Origin of the sequence: Polaromonas sp. UBA4122 (assembly GCA_002381615.1) — a bacterium.
Taxonomy (GTDB): domain Bacteria; phylum Pseudomonadota; class Gammaproteobacteria; order Burkholderiales; family Burkholderiaceae_C; genus Polaromonas.
Map to the genome: position 1 here is coordinate 1 of DFWY01000010.1, position 18454 is coordinate 18454.

Here is an 18454-nt window from a genome sequence, read left to right on the forward strand (position 1 = left end):
CTTTATTTACGGATTAGTTCTAAGTAATCCCGAGGCACAGGCGTAAAAAAAGGGACAGCCTGTCCCTTTTTTAAAATTCAAAGCGCACACCAAGTGCGCACCGGGTACTCAGGCCGATTTGCGTGCGGCTGGTCGCTTGGCTGCCGCAGGCTTGGCTGCTGGGCTGGACGCTTTTTTGGCGGCAGGTTTTACCGTGGTTTTTGCTGCGGTTTTGGCAGCAGGAGCCTTGCCGTTCATTGTCTGCACGTTCTTGTTGAGTTCATCAACGCGCGCAACCAGGGCGTCCACATCTTTGGCAGAGGGCACGCCGAGTTTGTTCAGCGCCTTGGCAACGCGTTCTTCGAAGATGTTCTCCAGCTTATCCCACTGATAGCCCGCCCTGGACTGGATGTCGGTCGCCATGTGGCTCATTTTGCTGGTGGCTTCAGAGATCTTTTCTTCGGCAACCGATTGCGTCTTGCGCTGGATCGACAGACCTTCCTTTACCAGGGCTTCAAACACCTTGCCGCCTTCTTCCTGCGCCTTGGAGAAAGCGCCCAGGCCGGCCAGCCAAATTTGCTGGGCTGACTCTTTGACAGCGCCCGACAATTGCGAGCCCGTTTTTTTGTCGCCACTCATTTTGTGCAGTTTCTTGACCATGATGGACTCCAGACAGATTAAGGTTGTGAAAGCTGGGTGCAATGAGTATGCTGCACACACCCAAAAATATAAGCCCTCCATGTGCCGGTGTTTAGGGGCTGGCTTCTAGAAAGTTGGTAGTGACCTTCTATGGAAAAGCACGGCGCGGGTGGCCCAAGCGCGGGTTTTTGCTGAATTTAGCGTGCTGCGGTTTATGCAGGAAGCAGTTTTTAGTTTGGCAGTTCAGTGGAAAGACACCATGACAATGCACTACCTGGTCACGGGAGCCACAGGCTTCATTGCTAAACGCCTGGTTAAAAAACTCCTGGGGCGAAAAGGCGACAAAGCTGAGAAAGGCGCCAAACCGCAGCTATCGGCCGAGGCCATCGCAATGCATCAGGTGATGCAGGCGATTCATTTCTGAAATTGCAGGGCTGGGTACTTGCCAGACCCCGCAGTTGGCGGTCTTTAGATCAGGAAGTCCTGTTTGGTGCGACCTGCCGCCAATTGAGCAGCGAGCCAGGTAGGCGCCTTGCCGCGGCCAGTCCAGGTTTTTCCGCTAGCGGGATCCTGGTACTTGGGCGCGACAACGATGCGTTTGTCACTCGATACCGGTTTATTGGACTTTTTGCTGGAAAATCCCAACTCTGAGCCAGTTAGACCGTGGGTTTTGATTAACTCTCTGGCCGCGACGATGGCTTGCGTTCGCTCACCCTTTCGCTCCTCATCCAGTTTTTTGCGCAGTTCGTTTACTTTGGCTTCGGCTTCATTAAACTGTCGTTGTAATTCGCTAAGATTCGACATGAGTAAATTTTCCTTATAAAAATTGAGGTGCTATTCGTTTGTAAAAGTGGAACTAAATTAATGCGAAATTGAGAAATTCCGAAGTCAGTATATTTGATTTGGCATCATTACTCACTTGTTTCACATGTCCCTGATAAAACTGCTGCATTTTATAATGTCTTTTACCTGACTCGCCCCCGGGTATTGAGCACAATAACAAACATCGCTATATATCTAAAGGGAATGTCATGATTTTCGTCACCGGTGGCGCCGGTTGTATCAGCACCAACTTTGTTCTGAATTGGCTCGCGCAGCACAACGAGCTGATTCAGAACCTTGGCAGGCTCACTTATGCAGGCAAACGCGACAGTCTGTAATCTTTGTAACAAAACTACGGACATAGCGTCTGCAGCCATACACTGTTCGGGTCTCTTTACATGGCGCGCCTGTATTGCAAGGCTTGCCCATGCTGATTCACAAAGGCCGGGCCACGTAGAATACGCAGCTTTGGATCCCAAAGGTAAGTAGAAAAAATGGAAGCAATTCAAAGCCCACTTTCCTCCACGGTGGAACAGATCGGCTTGCTGGACCTGCTGGTCACTCTGGCAGAAAACGTCAAACTGCTCATCATCGGGCCGCTGGCCGTGGGGTTGTGCGCGCTGGGCATCAGTTTTATGGTGCCGCAAACCTTTGATAGCGTGGCCGTGCTCCAGGCAGAGCAGGCCACGGCCAGCCTGATAACCACCGCCGCTGTGCTGGACCCGGTGATTACGACCCTGGGGCTGACCAAGGAGGACACGGTTGAAGACGCCCGCCGCACGTTGCGCGAGCACATCAAGGTCGCGGTGGGGCGTAACGACAAGCTGCTCACACTCACCGTCTCTGCCCGCACGTCTCAGCAGGCACAAGCTACGGCCAATGCCGTGCTCCAGCAAACTTATCTGCAAAGCAGTCCCAAGGGTAGCGTACGTAAGCGGCTTGAAGTGCAACTGATCGAAGCGCAAGGCCGTCTCCAAAATGCCGAAAATGCTGCGGCCGGCTTGCTCAAACGCCTGGATTCTCCCGCAGCCAACACCGCCACCGGCACCGAACTGGCGCGCGGCTACGCAGACCTGCTAAGCGCGGCCGGCGCTGCCCAAAATCAGGTCAGCGCGCTGGAGACCCAACTGGAAGGTCTGAGCGAGGCCCTGCTGGTCCAAGCGCCCACCCTGCCGCAAAAAGCCAGCCAACCCAAAAAAGCCTTGCTGGCCATTGGTGCCACGCTGGCAACGGGGCTGCTGCTGCTGCTGTTTGTTTTCATGCGGCAAGCGCTGCGCAACACTGCGGCAGATGCGCAGACCGCTGGTAAATTGGCGCGTATTCGCCGCTCGCTGGGCCTGAAATAAAGTCTTTCAAGACACGCAGCTGCGGGCCGGGCGCGCGGGGCTTCATGTTCGGGCGTATCCGTAACCAAAGTAAGCAGGCGTTTTAACGCTGATTTATAGATAACCCTATGACCATTCTCGTCACCGGCGCCGCCGGCTTTATTGGTGCCAACTTCGTGCTTGACTGGCTGGCGCAATCCGATGAGCCTGTCATCAACATCGACAAGCTCACCTACGCGGGCAATCTTGAAACCCTGGCCAGCCTGCAGGGCGATGCGCGGCACATCTTTGTGCAGGGCGACATTGGCGATACCGAGCTGGTGGCCAGCCTGCTGGCAAAGCACCAGCCCCGGGCCGTCATCAACTTTGCCGCCGAAAGCCATGTGGACCGCTCCATCCACAGCCCAGAAGACTTCATCCAGACCAACATCGTCGGCACCTTCCGCCTGTTAGAGGCCGTGCGCCACTACTGGGGCAGCCTGCCCGAGGGCGCCAAGGCCGGTTTCCGCTTCCTGCATGTCTCCACCGACGAAGTCTATGGTTCGCTCAGCGCCACCGACCCCGCCTTTACCGAAACCCATCGCTACGAGCCCAACAGCCCCTACAGCGCCAGCAAAGCCGCCAGCGATCACCTGGTGCGCGCCTACCACCACACCTACGGCCTGCCGGTACTCACCACCAACTGCAGCAACAACTACGGGCCCTACCACTTCCCGGAAAAGCTCATCCCCCTGATGATCGTCAACGCCCTGGCCGGCAAAGCGCTGCCGGTGTATGGTGACGGCATGCAGGTGCGTGACTGGCTGTATGTGAAAGACCACTGCAGCGCCATCCGCCGCGTGCTCCAAGCCGGGAAACTGGGCGAGACCTACAACGTCGGTGGCTGGAACGAAAAGCCCAATATCGAGATCGTCAAGACCGTCTGCGCCTTGCTTGATGAACTGCGCCCCAAAGCAGACGGCAGCAGCTACAGCACCCAAATCAGCTACGTCAAGGACCGCCCCGGCCACGACCGCCGCTACGCCATCGACGCCAGCAAGTTAGAGCGCGAGCTGGGCTGGAAGCCGGCCGAAACCTTCGAGTCCGGCATCCGCAAGACCGTGCAGTGGTACCTGGCCAACCCGGAATGGGTGGCCCATGTGCAAAGCGGTGCCTACCGGGAGTGGGTGCAAACGCAGTACGAGGCAAAGCCAGCAGGCTGAATTCGATGTAATATGCCAATGTGTTATTACATCAGGAGATTTGTATGACTGTTACTGCCAAACTTTTCATGAGCGGCCGCAGCCAGGCCATCCGTCTGCCGGCGAAATTGCGTCTGGATGCCAAGGAAGTTCGTATCGAGCAAGTTGGCAATGCCCTTTGGGTACAGCCAGAGCCTTCGCCGGATCAGAGCATGGCTGATTGGCTAAGGAGCTTCTATGAGGCTACTGAAGCCTTGCCCGATACCTTTCTCGCCGATCGGAATGACAGCCCGCCGCAAACGCGCGACTGGTCTTGATATCCGTTATGCGCCGGACGCTGGACACCAATATTTGCAGCTACGTACTGCGTCGCCGCCCCGCTTCCATGGTCGAGCGGTTCACCGAGTTAGACCGTGGGCAGCTCTGGCTGTCTGCCATCGTGGCGGCAGAATTGCGCTTTGGCGCAGCAAAGCTCGCTTCCGTCCGCTTTTCTGCCGCGGTCGAAGCGTGGCTGGCCGGGTTTGACGTGCGCCCGTGGCCCGCAGAGGCCACCCAACACTACGCCAAGATCCGTGCTGCGCTGGAGCGGGCCGGGCAGACTATCGGCGGCATGGATCTGCTGATTGCCGCACATGCCATGGCCGAGGACTCGGTATTGGTGACCAACAACGCGCGTGAATTTTTGCGCGTTCCCGGCTTGGCCGTGGAAGAGTGGGATTTAAACGCATGAAAATCCTCCTGCTCGGCAAAAACGGCCAGGTCGGCTGGGAACTGCAACGCAGCTTGGCCCCACTGGGCGAAGTGATCGCGCTGGATCGCCACAGCCAGGATTTGTGTGGTGATCTGACCAATCTGCAAGGGCTGGCCGCTACCGTGCGAACGCTGCGCCCCGACCTCATCGTCAATGCCGCCGCCCACACAGCGGTGGACAAAGCCGAGAGCGAGCCAGAGCTGGCCCGTACCCTCAATGCACTGGCTCCCGGCGTATTGGCGCACGAGGCGCAAAAGCTCGGCGCCTGGCTGGTGCACTACTCCACCGACTACGTGTTTGATGGCAGCGGCACCAAGCCGTGGGCGGAGGCCGACATGCCAGCCCCGCTCAGCGTTTACGGCCAGACCAAGCTAGAAGGCGAGCAGCTGATAGCGGCACACTGCAAAAAACACCTTATTTTTCGCACCAGCTGGGTCTATGCCGCACGCGGCGGCAATTTTGCCAAAACCATGCTGCGGCTGGCGCAAGAGCGCGAGCGCCTCACAGTCATCGACGACCAGTGGGGCGCGCCCACCGGCGCCGAGTTGCTGGCCGATGTAAGCGCCCATGCCATCCGCCAAGTCATGGGTCCGGTACAGCAGCGCCCCCAGGATGCCGGCTTGTATCATCTGGCCGCCAGTGGCGAAACGACCTGGCATGGGTATGCAAAACACGTGCTAGCCCAAGTACAGTGGGCGCAACAAGCTATTAAAATAGTAGCAAATGAAGTGGCCCCCGTGCCCACCAGTGCCTTTCCCACGCCAGCTCGGCGCCCGCATAACTCGCGGCTGAACACCGCCAAGCTGCAAGCCACCTTTGGCCTGACGTTGCCGCCCTGGCAGCAGGGCGTGGACCGCATGCTGGAGGAAGTGCTGGAAAGAGGAAGTGCCGGAAAGAGGGAGTAGCCCGAACGGATTTTTTGTTCCGTTCGCAGCACCACAAGATACGCAATTTGCTATCGTATTAATAGCTGCTAGTGCCCGTCCTTATTTGTCTAGAGCACTATTTCATTGTAAATCCGCAAGAGTTCGCCCAACATGCCGCCACTTTCCACCAGTTTGGTCGGGTTAGCCAGCAGGACGTAGGCCGACATTCCCCTTGGCCTCTCTCCACTCAGGAGAGGGCAGCAACCCGACATTCCCCGCTTGGGCCCCTCTCCCCTTGGGAGAGGGCAGGGGCGAGGGCTCCCCCCATCAACACGTGTTAGTATTCGCGTTCACTAAATGAACACCTCCGAATTTCCATCCCTTCAAGAAGAAAACCACCTCAAGGTCTTACGCCTTTTGGAAGTCAACCCGCACCTGAGCCAGCGCGAGCTGGCCGATGCGCTGGGGGTGAGCTTGGGCAAAACGAACTATTGCCTGAAGGCCTTGCTGGGCAAGGGTTTTATCAAGATGCAGAGTTTCAAGAAGAGCCAGAACAAGCTGGCTTACGCCTACCTGCTCACGCCCACGGGCGTCACTGAAAAAGCCGGTCTCACGGTCCGCTTTCTGGCGCGCAAGGTGGCCGAATACAAAAGCCTGACGCTTGAGATTGAAGCGCTGAAATCTGAAATGAGCAAAGCCCAGGCCACCCGGTTGGAAATGTAGCCATGAAAGCCATGTCATTGCCCAAGCCCTTGGTCGCTGATGTACGTCAGTTGATCGACGCCGCCCGTCTTAAATCTCTGGAATAGAAATGACCCAACGCAAAGGCATCATCCTCGCCGGCGGCTCCGGTACCCGCCTGCACCCGGCCACACTGGCCATGAGCAAGCAGCTGCTGCCGGTGTACGACAAGCCCATGATTTATTACCCGCTCAGCACCCTGATGCTGGCGGGCATGCGCGATGTGCTCATCATCAGCACTCCGCAAGACACGCCACGCTTCACCCAGTTGCTGGGCGACGGCAGCCAGTGGGGCATGAACCTGCAATACGCCGTGCAGCCCAGCCCCGACGGTTTGGCGCAAGCCTTCATCATTGGCGAGCAGTTTGTAGGCAACGCCCCCAGTGCGCTGGTGTTGGGCGACAACATCTTTCATGGTCACGATTTTGTCCAACTGCTGGCCGGTGCCGACGCGCAAACCACAGGCGCCACTGTGTTTGCCTACCATGTGCAAGACCCCGAGCGCTACGGCGTAGTGGCGTTTGATGCAGCGGGCAAAGCCAGCAGCATCGAGGAGAAGCCGCTTAAGCCCAAGAGCAACTACGCCGTTACTGGCCTGTACTTCTACGACAACCAGGTCGTTGACATCGCCAAGGCCGTCAAGCCCAGCGCCCGAGGCGAGCTGGAAATCACTGCCGTCAACCAAGCCTACCTGGAACGCGGCCAGCTCAATGTGCAGATCATGAAGCGCGGTTATGCCTGGCTGGATACCGGCACGCATGACAGTCTGCTGGAAGCGGGCCAGTTCATCGCCACACTGGAGCACCGCCAGGGCCTGAAGATCGCATGCCTTGAAGAAATCGCGTGGCGCAACGGCTTTATTACATCCGCGCAGCTTGAAAAGCTGGCGCAACCGCTGGCCAAGAATGGCTATGGCCAATACCTGCTGCGTCTGCTGAGCGAAGGAGCCCAGCCATGAAAGTCACTCCCACCGCTATACCCGAAGTGTTGATCATCGAACCCAAGGTGTTCGGTGACGCGCGCGGCTTCTTCTATGAGAGCTTCAACCAGAAAGCCTTCAACGAAGCCACCGGCCTGGCCCTGAACTTTGTGCAAGACAACCATAGCCGCAGCGCCAAGGGCGTGCTGCGCGGATTGCATTACCAAATCCAGCAGCCGCAGGGCAAGCTGGTGCGGGTGGTGCGCGGCGCCGTGTTTGATGTGGCGGTGGACATTCGCAAGGCTTCACCCACGTTTGGGAAATGGGTGGGCGTGGAGCTGAGCGAAGACAATCACAAGCAGCTGTGGATACCGCTGGGGTTTGCGCACGGGTTTTTGGTGACCAGTGAGTCTGCGGATTTTTTGTACAAGACTTCCGACTATTACGCGCCGCACTATGAGCGCTGCATTGCGTGGGACGATCCATCCATCGGCGTCCAGTGGCCTCTGGATGCCGCGCCACAGCTCTCCGCCAAAGACATGCTGGGTCAGCCTCTTACAAGTGCTGAGGTGTTTGCATGAACCTGTACAGTCTTGCTTCATGATTTATCCCGTTATTCTCTGCGGCGGCAGCGGAACTCGCCTTTGGCCTTTGCCGCGCAAAGCCTTCCCCAAGCAGTTCATCCCTCTGGTGGGTGGAGAATCGTTGCTGCAACTCACGCTGAAGCGTGTAGCACCCTTGCTTCTACCAGGCAGGCTTGTCGGCTCAGCCTTCGGCACGGCCCACTTTACCCAGCAAGTCCACTCAGTTTTGAAAGCGCACTCGTGACATCACTATCCGACATCAAACTCGCCATCGTCGGTCTAGGCTACGTAGGCCTGCCCCTTGCAGTTGAGTTTGGCAAACAACGCCCAGTCGTCGGGTTTGACATCAATCAAAAGCGCATTGATGAACTCAAAGCAGGCCATGATTTCACCCTTGAAACCGAGCCGGATGAACTGCAGGCCGCCAAACACCTGAGCTTCAGCACCAATCTGGATGACCTGCGTGCCTGCAACTGCTTCATCGTCACCGTGCCAACGCCGATTGACGAGCACAAGCGCCCAGATCTGACGCCACTCATCAAGGCCAGTGAAATGGTGGGCAAAGTGCTTAAGGCGGGCGACATCGTCATTTACGAGTCCACCGTTTACCCCGGCTGCACTGAAGAAGATTGCGTTCCCATCCTCGAAAAGTTTTCCGGCCTGAAATTCAACCAAGACTTCTTTGCGGGCTATAGCCCTGAGCGGATCAATCCCGGCGATAAAGAGCACCGTGTCACCACCATCAAAAAAGTCACCTCTGGCTCCACGCCAGAGATTGCTGACATTGTGGACGCCTTGTACAACGAAATCATCACCGCCGGCACCCACAAAGCCGGCAGCATCAAGGTGGCCGAGGCCGCCAAAGTGATTGAAAACACTCAGCGCGACGTCAACATCGCCCTCATCAACGAACTGGCGCTCATTTTCAACAAGATGGGTATTGACACCGAAGCCGTGCTGCAGGCCGCCGGCACCAAGTGGAACTTTCTGCCCTTTCGCCCCGGCCTAGTGGGCGGCCACTGCATCGGCGTGGACCCGTATTACCTCACCCACAAGGCAGAGTCCATTGGCTACCACCCCGAAATTATTTTGGCTGGCCGTCGCCTGAATGACAGCATGGGTGCCTACGTGGTCACCCAACTCGTCAAAGCCATGACCCGGCGCCGCCTGCAGGTTGACGGCGCGCGCATTCTCGTCATGGGCCTCACCTTCAAAGAAAACTGTCCCGACCTGCGTAACACCCGCGTGGTGGACATCGTCAAAGAGCTGGCCGACTACAACGTGCAGGCCGACGTGTTTGACCCTTGGGCCAGCGTAGAAGAAGCCCAGCATGAATACGGCATCACCCCCATTCAGCAGCCTGCCATGGGGGACTATGACGCGATCATCATCGCCGTAGCCCACCGCCAGTTCAAAGCCATGGGCCTGGCCGCCATCCGCGCCTTGGGCAAACCCGAGCATGTGCTCTACGACCTTAAATACCTTCTGCCCGCTTCTGACAGCGACCTGCGCCTATGACCGCCTACACCCAACTCCAAACCCATCTGCAAGCTGAGCCGAAGACCTGGCTGGTTACGGGCGTGGCTGGCTTCATTGGCAGCAACTTGCTGGAGGCCTTGCTCAAACTCAACCAGCGCGTGGTTGGGCTTGACAACTTTGCCACTGGCCACCAGCGGAACCTCGACGAGGTGCAAAACCTGGTACCCCCCGCGCAGTGGGCCAACTTCAACTTCATCAAGGGCGACATTCGTACGCTTGAAGACTGCCGGCGTGCCATGGTTTTTTTCCCTCTCCCCCTGGGAGAGGGCGGGGGTGAGGGCTCCCCGAATTGCAGCATCCCTGTCGATTACGTACTCCACCAAGCCGCCTTGGGTAGCGTCCCGCGCAGCGTAGAAGACCCCATCACCACCAACGCCGCCAACATCACCGGCTTCCTGAACATGCTTGTCGCCGCCCGCGATGCCAAGGTAAAACGCTTCGTCTACGCCGCCAGCAGCTCCACCTATGGAGACCACTCCGGTCTACCCAAGGTGGAAGACACAATCGGCAAACCCCTCAGCCCCTACGCCGTCACCAAATACGTCAACGAGCTGTACGCCGACGTGTTTGCCCGCTGCTACGGCTTCAACACCATCGGCCTGCGCTATTTCAACGTGTTTGGCCCCCGGCAAGACCCCAATGGTGCCTACGCGGCGGTCATTCCCAAGTGGTTCGGCACGCTGCTTCAGGGGCAGCAGGTATATATAAATGGTGATGGCGACACGAGTCGGGATTTTTGTTTCGTCGAAAACGCCATACAGGCAAATATCCTTGCCGCCGTAGTCCAGAATGAAGGTGCTATTAATCAAGTTTACAACGTAGCGGTGGGTGATCGAACGCCCCTCACGCAGCTGTTTGATCATATTCAGAGACTCGTCGTTACGTTAGAACCGAACACATCGGTACTCGATCCGATTTATCGGGATTTTCGTTCCGGCGACGTAAGACATTCGCAAGCAGATATTACCAAGGCGAAGGAATTTTTAAAGTACCAGCCCACTCATGCAATTCTTGATGGACTAAAAATTGCCGCACCTTGGTATGTCGCCCGCTATTTTCAAGCAGCAGATACCTTGGACCAGGTAACCACTCTAGCCAATGGTCAGGGCTCTGTAACGTGAAACGTGCGTTAGGGTTAATGGGGTTAACCGGCCTTAACATTATCGCGGTATTTGCGTATCAATGGTATGTGCTTACCACGGTCGGCCCCGGAGAATCTACCGATGCGCTGTTTGCCGGAATGATTATTCCACAGCTGATTTTGAACGTCGTAAGCGGGTCTCTGGCTTTCGTCCTGGTGCCGATGCTGTCGATCAGTGAAGACTATACATTCCGCCAAAGCATTTCAAATTTCGTATCGGCGTTGACATTGATTTTCGGGTTAATGCTAGCAGCACTGTTGCTGACCGCTACCTGGTGGGTTCCGTTGACAGTCCCCGGCTTCTCTTCCGGGGCCAAAGCACTGACTATTGTATTGGCAAGGATCCAATTGGCGGGGATGTTCTTTACCGGTGTAGGCGCTGTCATGATTGCAGGGTATCAGGCGCGGCATCGTTTCCAGTATCCAGTGCTGACTGCGGTGATCGCGTCATCGCTGACGCTGGTGTGGATCGTTATCACTTTGCCGCGTGGCGGAATCGTTGCGGCTGCTTGGGGCTTGGCGATCCGTCCGATCCTACAGTTTCTACTGCAACTCCCAATCGTTTTTCCACTTATGCGCCCTGATTGGTCGACGCCACAATTCAAAGAATCGCTAACCAAGTTGCGCCCGCTGATCTTCGGCACCATCTATTACAAGACAGACCAACTGGTCGATCGACTTCTGGTCTCAATGGCGCCGGCTGGCGTATTGTCTCTGCTGCATCTTGCGCAGCAGATATATTCGGCGGGCTATCAGGTGGTGGTCGCGGCATTAGCGATTCCAGTAGTGCCGGTTCTCGCTAAGGAGGCTGCTGAGGGCGATTTCGTCGGTTTTAGAGCGCGCTTGCTGCGCACTCTTAAAATTTTGAGCCTGATCGGCACAGGTACCTTCGTGATATTGCTGTTTCCAGGGAGATATGGAATTGATCTTATGTTCGGCCATGGTAATTTTTCTGGGGCGGATATTCGTCAGCTATGGCTGATTATGGTGGCGCTGGGCGGCTTCTGGATCAGCGGACTGACCGGGCAAATTCTATCGACCGGCTTTTATGCACTGGGAGATACCAGCACACCGACACGCATCGGTGTGATCGGCTTCACCATCGGCATCGGATTGAAAATTTCCGGCTTCTATTTGTTTGGCGTCATCGGCGTGGCCATTGCTACCGGGATTTACATGACTTTGAATTCGCTGGCGATGTATGTGTATTTAAACCGCAGCCTGTCGGCAAGAATAGGCCATGTGGCCGAATTGAGCTTCAAGTGAGAGTTGCTGCCTTAACGAGTGGGAAGAATATCCCCTCTGCGCGGTTCCGGATTCGTCAATATATTCCCTATCTTCAGTCACAGGGAATTGTCATTACCGATTATTGTCCGGTAATCAGTCAGGCCGCGCGACTTCCCGGAGCCCTAGGACGGATCCGCACGCGGTACCTGCCGCCAGTCATGGCTGCGCAAGCGGCACTGAACCTGGCGGCCCGAATCCCAGGCATCGTCGGAAGTTATCGCGCCGACGTCACTTGGTTGGAACGCAATTTCATTCCGAACCTTGATGATTTAGCTGGGCTGCTGAAACATCCAATCGTGCTCGATATCGACGATGCAATATGGCTGTATAGCCCCTTCGGCGAAAGCATCATAAAGCGTCTTGTTCGCCGAGCGGACATGGTTTTTGCAGGTAATAGTTTTATCGCCGACTGGTGTTCCAATTACTGCAAAGCGGTACAGATCATTCCAACTGCAATCGACTGCGACCGTTTTAAGCCCCGCATGGAAGCTAGATCGAGGACAGCTCCCTTTGTCGTAGGTTGGACCGGAACGTCGGGTAATTTTCGTTTTTTGAAAATGATAGAGCCAGCACTTGCCAAATTTCTGGCGGCCAATTCAGACGCACGCCTGCTCGTCGTTGCCGATCAGAAGCCGTGTCTGGCGTCGCTGCCCCAAAGTCAGCTTGTGTTCAAACCGTGGCAAGCCGAGACCGAACACTTGGTATTGCATGAAATGGACGTCGGAGTAATGCCGATTGACGATAGCGACATTTCTCGCGGGAAATGCAGTTTTAAGATGCTTCAATATATGGCTGCAGGTTTGCCAGTCATTGTTTCGCCTTATGGAATGAATCAACAAGTTTTGGCTGAAGGGAAGATTGGATTTCGTGCCGTAACTATCGACGATTGGTTCGATGCTCTAAATCTCTGTTTAATTTGCAGAAAAGACTTGCCTATCATGGGATCGCGCGGGAGAAATGCGGTCATCGTAAAATATTCAGTCGAGGTTGTTGCTAAATCGATTGTTAATGGTTTTGGAAAGGTTTGCTAACCTAATATGGGATTATTGTTATTTATAATATTTTTTGCAATCTTTGTATTGATAAATGCAAGCTCCATCTGCTTTAAAGAAAAAAAGGTGCTGTTTTATTCACCTTTATACTTTTTCTCATTGGCATGGTGTTTAAGTCTGTTGATTTATCAGTTCGGTGATGATTTCCTACGTGGACGGACCATTATAAGTATGGCTGTATTCTATTTTTCATTCTGCATACCAGCATTTATTTTTCTCATGAAAGCCGGCACATCCCTGACAATTCGGCAACTAATTGAGCCATTAAAAATGGAGGGTTTTGAGTACCGCCGTCTAGTGCTCTTATTGATCGGTTTGCAATTATTGTCGGTTTGTATTGCATTGACTTACCTGTATTATGCAATTAGTTTTTCTGGTTTCAGTTTTTCGGATTTATTGGACCAACCTGGAAGTCTAGCTACTGTCCGAGGTATCTTGGCTAATGAAGATTATAACGTTCCGTTAATTTTGAAGTTAACTTCTCAGGTGAAGTACGTTAACTACTTTGCGCCGATAATCATAACTACTATTTCAGTTTATAGCCTATTATCAAGAAAATATATTGGTGTTTCAATCGCGTTGGCAATTCTCTATTCTATCTGCTTTCTCGAACGGAGTGGGATTATAAGAACGATCCTGGTCTTTGGCGTTTTTTATAGTTTGTATTTTGTCAACAATCGGAAAAAGCTTTTGCAATTAATCGCGAGTGGAATGATATTAGTGGTTATTGCGACTGTAACGGTTCCATATTTGAGAGGTCAAGCAGATGAGGGGGGTGGTAATCTCTATGATTATGTTGTCGGAGGGCTGGGTGGTTTAGATGCATTTATTTCCGGATACAATGGGGAGATATCCATCTTGGAGACCCAGCAAATTTACATAACCGAAGCAGGATTCCAGTTTGGCGATGCACCCGTCGGATTTGAGACAATGACGGAGCTATACCGAATATGTAACGCCCTATTCCAATGCGGCTTTGAAATTCCTAACAATAAAGAATATATTTATTCTCCTATAATGACGAATATTTATACTGCGATCCGTGCGTTTTACCAAGACTATGGGGCCTTTGGAGCTCCATTGATCATCGCCGTAATCGGTATATTTGTCAGTTGGAGATACCTTTTGAATATACAGAGAGGAGGTATTTGGACCGCCTATTTCAATTCGTATCTCGCTTACCTGGCCACGTTCTCAGTACTGACATATAACTTTTCACTAAGAGAAATTATATTGGTCTGGATGATAATGACTATCTTGTCTTTTATTTTCCGTTCTCGGCCGTTATTTTTTGGGTATGAACCCAGGAATATGTAACCGTGGTATCCGATGAAGTTAAAAATTATCTCTTATCTCAAACGTTTCCTGGTTGGGTAAGTAAAAATGCTTAATGTTGGAGTTATATGTGCGGTCTAGTTGGTGGTTTTACTTGGGGTGACTCCCCCCGGTTTGCAAGCGCAAACATGCATCGCGCTCTTGATACGATTGAATCGAGGGGGCCGGACGGCAGAGGTGTATGGCAAGATGAACACGTGCTTTTCGGTCATCTCAGATTGGCGGTCATCGACTTGAGCGATAAGGCGGCGCAACCGATGAGCTCGGGTGACGGTCGCTTTATTATTGTGTTCAACGGTGAGATCTACAACTTTGCGGAGGTCAAAGCGGAGATTGGGGCGGGCTATGCTTGGCGGAGCGAGTCCGATACCGAGGTTATTCTCGCAGCCTATCGCCAATGGGGACCGGATTGCCTGCAGAAATTTCATGGAATGTTTGCGATTGCGATCTGGGACCGTTTCGAAAAATCCCTGTTTATCGCGCGTGACCGCGTAGGTGTCAAGCCGCTCTATTATCATGCAGCTGACGGAGTATTCGCATTCGCGTCGCGACCACGAGCTCTGTACGAACTTATCCCCGGTCTGTCGCGTGAATTTGACCGCCAGGCATTACGTTATTATTTGGAGTCTGGCTATATACCGGCACCATATTCCTGTCATCAGGCGATAAGAAAATTGGAGCCAGGGCATTACATGCTGATAAATGCGTCCGGTATCGAGAAACATTGTTACTGGTCGCTTAATTCGATCACCACAGATAATACGCTTGTGCAAAAGAGTGAAGCTGAACTAATCGATGAACTCGATGTAATCATCGACAAATCAATTCAATTGCGCATGGTCAGTAATGTTCCGCTAGGCGCTTTTCTATCAGGAGGGATTGACAGCTCATTGGTCGCGGCGTACATGAAGAAACATGCTACCGGGCCGGTAAAGACTTTCACCATTGGTTTCGAGGATGGCGAATTTGATGAAAGCAGACATGCTCAAGCGGTTGCCAACCATCTGGGCACAGAACATATTTGCGAGCAATTGTCTCCAAATGACTTATTGGCGCTAATGCCAAAATATCTGGCCGAATATGATGAGCCATTTTTTGATTATTCGGCATTTCCGGTCATGGCGGTTTCCCGTTTAGCGCGCAAACACGTCACGGTCAGCCTTTCTGGCGACGGTGGTGATGAGGCATTCGGTGGGTATCACTACTATCGAATTGCCCAAGCGCTTAGCATGTTGCAGCGTTGGCCCAAGGCATTGCGCAAAGGGATATCTAAGCTCGCGGGCAGCCTGCCCGGTCATAAGTTCAGTCTGTTGGGCAGTGCGCTCAGTGCAAATAGCAATACTGAGACGTTTGCCTTCATGCGGAGCGTTATCAAGGACTTCACGTTTGTCATGACGTCTGAATTACGTGCAGAGACAAAATCATTGGCCTCATTATTCGAAGAGCAGAGGGCTGCAATGCCGAAAAACCTGACTGCGGCGGAGGCGGCAATGCGCTTGGATATAGCCTATACCTTGCCTGACGATTATCTACAGAAAGTCGATATCGGCAGCATGGCATTTTCACTTGAGGCACGTGAACCACTGCTCGATCATACAATTTTGGAATGGGCTGCGAAATTACCTATTAAATGGAAGATTCGTGGAGGCGTCAATAAATATTTGCTTCGTCAGCTAGCTTATCGTTACGTTCCGAAAGAGATTCTCGATCGCCCAAAAATGGGCTTTGGTGTGCCAATGGCGCGCTGGCTTCGTGGTGAATTGCGAATTTGGGCCGAAGATTTACTAGCCGATGAATCGTCTATGGCTATATTAGGTCTGGATCGAGTTGCGGTCCTCGACCTTTGGCAAAAACATCAGTCCGGCGAGCGTCAGGCACATAGTTGTCTTTGGGCAATTTTAGTGTTATTGCAGTTTTATCGTAATTTCGCGTCTAATAATGAAAATTGTCATTAACGCATTGTCCGCTCGGCTTGGCGGCGGGCAGACCTACTTGAAGAATCTGCTGACCCATCTGCCTGAGCAGCCTGAGCTTGAGATACTGGTCTACGCGCCGCCCTCGCTACGGTTGCCTGACGATAGGCGCATCCACCGCGCTACTACCAACTGGCCGACAGAAAACCCGGTGCTACGAAGCTTGTGGGAGCGGTTTGGGCTGCCACGTATTCTCTTCAGGGAAAAGGTTGATGTGTTGTTTTGCCCCGGGGGAGTAGTTCTGTCGCGTGTACCCAACGGCTGCAAGGTGGTGACGATGTTTCGTAATATGATCCCATTCGACCCCGAGGCGCTTGCACGCATCCCGATTGGTCTGCAGAAGGTTCGCAACTTTATTCTCAAGCGGGTCATGCTGCGCAGTATGGCGAACGCGGATCTGACCATCTTTATCTCAGACCATGCGCGGCGTGTCATCCAAGCGCTCACGCGGGTGCCCAATCCGGTCACGATCCCGCACGGCATCAGCGCCGCATTCCGCACGCATGCACAGACACTGCAACGGCCCGGTTGGCTGCCAACGGGTGACTATTTGCTGTACGTATCCCGCTTCGATATATACAAGCACCAGTTGGAGGTGGCATCGGCCTTTGCTGCCCTGCCATCAGATCTAGCCAGGCGTTACAAACTGCTTCTTATCGGTGAGCTGGATGACGCGTTGGTGCGTCGGGTCACTGAGCTGGCCCGAACAAAAGGACTTGAGAGTCAAATAGTGGTTGTTGGGCCTATCGCCTACGCTGATCTGCCTGCTGCGTACCACCATGCCACGGTGAATCTGTTTGCATCTTCGTGCGAGAACTGCCCCAACATATTACTTGAAGCATTAGGTGCCGGTCGACCCGTTCTGTCGTCAGATGTGATGCCGATGCCCGAGTTTGGAGTTGATGCCGTGGATTATTTCACCCCCACCGACCCGACCAGTATCTGCGACGCGTTGGCTCGGGTCCTTCAAAACGAGACTCGCAGAATCGAACTCGCTGCGGCAGCAGCCCGGCGCAGCGCTGACTTCGACTGGGCCAACACATCGCGGACGACTTGGCGGCACATCACCGGATTAGTCACGAAATGAAGGTTCTAGTCTTGAGTCAGTATTTCTGGCCAGAAACGTTTCGCATTACAGAGGTTGCTCAGTCACTGCGCGACCTTGGCCACGAAGTAACAATTCTGACTGGCCAGCCGAACTACCCGCGGGGCGAGGTATTTGATGGCTACCGCGCTGCTGGTTTCGGGGCGCAGCAACATGAAGGGGGTTACAGCATTTATCGTGTCCCGCTAGTGCCGCGGGGGCGGGGAGGCGCAATTGGCTTAGTGGCCAACTATCTTTCGTTTGTGCTAAGTGCATGTGTGCTGGGGCCGTGGTTGCTGCGTAAACAGCGTTTCGACGTAGTTTTTGTATATGCCCCTTCGCCGATTACTCAGGCCATACCTGCAGTGTGGCTTGCCTTCATGAAGCGTGCGAAGTTGGTAACCTGGGTGCAAGACCTTTGGCCGCAAAGCCTGGAGGCAACCGGTTTTGTGCGTAACCGGCGCTTGCTGGCTATGGTGGCTGTGCTGGTGCGCTGGATTTACCGGCGTTGTGATTTGCTGCTGGTGCAGTCGCAGGCTTTCATTCCCCCGGTGAAGGCTATGGCCGGCACAACCCCGGTGCAATACCACCCTAACCCTGGCGAGCTGGCATTCAGCCAAGCACAGCCACTGGGACCACCAGCTTTGGTGCTGGAACCTGGTTTCAACGTGGTGTTCGCCGGAAACTTAGGCACGGTGCAGGCATTGGGCACCGTACTGGATGCGGCTGAGCTGTTGAAGCCGCACGCTGATGTGCGCGTGGTGCTTGTGGGCAGCGGCAGCCGGAGTGAATGGTTGCAGCAAGAGGTGGCTCGCCGCCAGTTGGGTAATGTGCAACTGCCGGGGCGGTTTGCGCCCGAGGCCATGCCGGGCATTTTGGCGCAGGCTTCAGCCCTGCTGGTGAGTTTGGCACGTAGCCCCATCATGAGCCAGACGGTGCCCAGCAAAGTGCAAGCCTACCTGGCCGCAGGTAAACCGATCATTGTATCGCTGGATGGCGAGGGCGCCCGGGTGCTTGAAGAATCAGGCGCTGGCGTGTCTTGCCCCGCCGAAGACGCTGCTGCGCTGGCCGAGGCAGTGCTGCGGCTTAGAGCTATTCCGTCTGATGCGCTACAACGCATGGGCGAGGCAGGTCATATTTATTACAGGCAGCATTTCGACCCGGCCATGCTCGCTACAAAGCTGGTGCAATACTTTTCACAGGTCTTGGCAGGGCGCAAGCCATAGAAAGAAATAA

General features: G+C 54.2%; 18 protein-coding genes and 3 pseudogenes. 19 read left to right on the forward strand and 2 right to left on the reverse strand.

Annotated features, from left to right (window positions below; translation table 11 throughout):
- Nucleotides 1-108: 108 nt before the first annotated feature.
- Nucleotides 109-639 (reverse strand): phasin family protein, encoded by a 531-nt coding sequence (locus B3F77_RS01510; protein ID WP_293603245.1) that lies wholly within the window; start codon nt 637-639, stop codon nt 109-111.
- 244 nt (nt 640-883) lie between these two features.
- Between B3F77_RS01510 and B3F77_RS20865 the strand changes: the two are divergent.
- Nucleotides 884-958: pseudogene (locus tag B3F77_RS20865) on the forward strand (SDR family oxidoreductase); the annotation flags it as partial.
- A 128-nt stretch (nt 959-1086) separates the two neighbouring features.
- On the opposite strand, the gene B3F77_RS01520 reads toward B3F77_RS20865, so the two are convergent.
- Entirely contained in the window at nt 1087-1422 is a 336-nt protein-coding gene (locus B3F77_RS01520) for an H-NS histone family protein (RefSeq protein WP_293603247.1), read from the reverse strand.
- 227 nt (nt 1423-1649) lie between these two features.
- On the opposite strand from B3F77_RS01520, the pseudogene B3F77_RS01525 reads away from it, so the two are divergent.
- From B3F77_RS01525 to B3F77_RS01610, 18 genes and pseudogenes are all read left to right on the forward strand, one after another.
- A pseudogene (locus B3F77_RS01525) lies at nt 1650-1775 on the forward strand (dTDP-glucose 4,6-dehydratase); the annotation flags it as partial.
- 159 nt (nt 1776-1934) lie between these two features.
- Entirely contained in the window at nt 1935-2786 is an 852-nt protein-coding gene (locus B3F77_RS01530; RefSeq protein ID WP_293603249.1) for a Wzz/FepE/Etk N-terminal domain-containing protein, read from the forward strand.
- 107 nt (nt 2787-2893) lie between these two features.
- The gene (gene rfbB / locus B3F77_RS01535) at nt 2894-3967 is read left to right on the forward strand and encodes a dTDP-glucose 4,6-dehydratase (protein WP_293603250.1); all 1074 of its coding nucleotides are present in this window, start codon (nt 2894-2896) and stop codon (nt 3965-3967) included.
- Between the two features lie 44 nt (nt 3968-4011).
- Nucleotides 4012-4263, forward strand: a complete 252-nt coding sequence (locus B3F77_RS01540; protein WP_293603251.1) for an antitoxin — start codon at nt 4012-4014, stop codon at nt 4261-4263.
- An 8-nt stretch (nt 4264-4271) separates the two neighbouring features.
- Nucleotides 4272-4676, forward strand: coding sequence for a PIN domain-containing protein (locus B3F77_RS01545; protein ID WP_293603252.1), 405 nt, complete (start codon nt 4272-4274; stop codon nt 4674-4676).
- A complete protein-coding gene (rfbD, locus tag B3F77_RS01550; RefSeq protein WP_293603253.1) occupies nt 4673-5602 on the forward strand; it encodes a dTDP-4-dehydrorhamnose reductase in 930 nt (309 codons plus the stop codon). The genes B3F77_RS01545 and rfbD overlap by 4 nt, the downstream gene beginning before the upstream one ends.
- 318 nt (nt 5603-5920) lie before the next feature.
- Entirely contained in the window at nt 5921-6286 is a 366-nt protein-coding gene (locus tag B3F77_RS01555) for a MarR family EPS-associated transcriptional regulator (protein WP_293603254.1), read from the forward strand.
- 88 nt (nt 6287-6374) lie between these two features.
- The gene (gene rfbA / locus B3F77_RS01560) at nt 6375-7262 is read left to right on the forward strand and encodes a glucose-1-phosphate thymidylyltransferase RfbA (RefSeq protein ID WP_293603255.1); all 888 of its coding nucleotides are present in this window, start codon (nt 6375-6377) and stop codon (nt 7260-7262) included.
- A complete protein-coding gene (gene rfbC, locus B3F77_RS01565; protein WP_293603256.1) occupies nt 7259-7804 on the forward strand; it encodes a dTDP-4-dehydrorhamnose 3,5-epimerase in 546 nt (181 codons plus the stop codon). Before rfbA ends, rfbC begins: the two co-directional genes overlap by 4 nt.
- A 19-nt stretch (nt 7805-7823) precedes the next feature.
- Nucleotides 7824-7964 (forward strand): annotated as a pseudogene (locus B3F77_RS01570) (sugar phosphate nucleotidyltransferase); the annotation flags it as partial.
- An 83-nt stretch (nt 7965-8047) separates the two neighbouring features.
- A complete protein-coding gene (tviB, locus tag B3F77_RS01575) occupies nt 8048-9325 on the forward strand; it encodes a Vi polysaccharide biosynthesis UDP-N-acetylglucosamine C-6 dehydrogenase TviB (RefSeq protein ID WP_293603257.1) in 1278 nt (425 codons plus the stop codon).
- Nucleotides 9322-10467, forward strand: coding sequence for an NAD-dependent epimerase/dehydratase family protein (locus B3F77_RS01580; RefSeq protein ID WP_293603258.1), 1146 nt, complete (start codon nt 9322-9324; stop codon nt 10465-10467). Before tviB ends, B3F77_RS01580 begins: the two co-directional genes overlap by 4 nt.
- A complete protein-coding gene (locus tag B3F77_RS01585; protein ID WP_293603259.1) occupies nt 10464-11753 on the forward strand; it encodes a lipid II flippase MurJ in 1290 nt (429 codons plus the stop codon). Before B3F77_RS01580 ends, B3F77_RS01585 begins: the two co-directional genes overlap by 4 nt.
- Nucleotides 11750-12805: a glycosyltransferase family 4 protein gene (locus B3F77_RS01590; RefSeq protein WP_293603260.1), complete on the forward strand. Its 1056-nt coding sequence runs from the start codon at nt 11750-11752 to the stop codon at nt 12803-12805. The genes B3F77_RS01585 and B3F77_RS01590 overlap by 4 nt, the downstream gene beginning before the upstream one ends.
- Nucleotides 12806-12811: 6 nt before the next feature.
- Nucleotides 12812-14143, forward strand: coding sequence for an O-antigen polymerase (locus B3F77_RS01595; protein WP_293603261.1), 1332 nt, complete (start codon nt 12812-12814; stop codon nt 14141-14143).
- 86 nt (nt 14144-14229) lie between these two features.
- On the forward strand, nt 14230-16116 hold the full coding sequence (gene asnB / locus B3F77_RS01600; RefSeq protein ID WP_293603262.1) for an asparagine synthase (glutamine-hydrolyzing): 1887 nt from the start codon (nt 14230-14232) through the stop codon (nt 16114-16116).
- Nucleotides 16100-17221 carry a glycosyltransferase family 4 protein gene (locus B3F77_RS01605; protein ID WP_293603263.1) on the forward strand — a complete coding sequence of 374 codons (1122 nt, stop codon included), beginning with the start codon at nt 16100-16102 and terminating at the stop codon, nt 17219-17221. The genes asnB and B3F77_RS01605 overlap by 17 nt, the downstream gene beginning before the upstream one ends.
- Nucleotides 17218-18444, forward strand: a complete 1227-nt coding sequence (locus B3F77_RS01610; protein ID WP_293603264.1) for a glycosyltransferase family 4 protein — start codon at nt 17218-17220, stop codon at nt 18442-18444. Before B3F77_RS01605 ends, B3F77_RS01610 begins: the two co-directional genes overlap by 4 nt.
- The last annotated feature ends 10 nt before the right edge of the window (nt 18445-18454 follow it).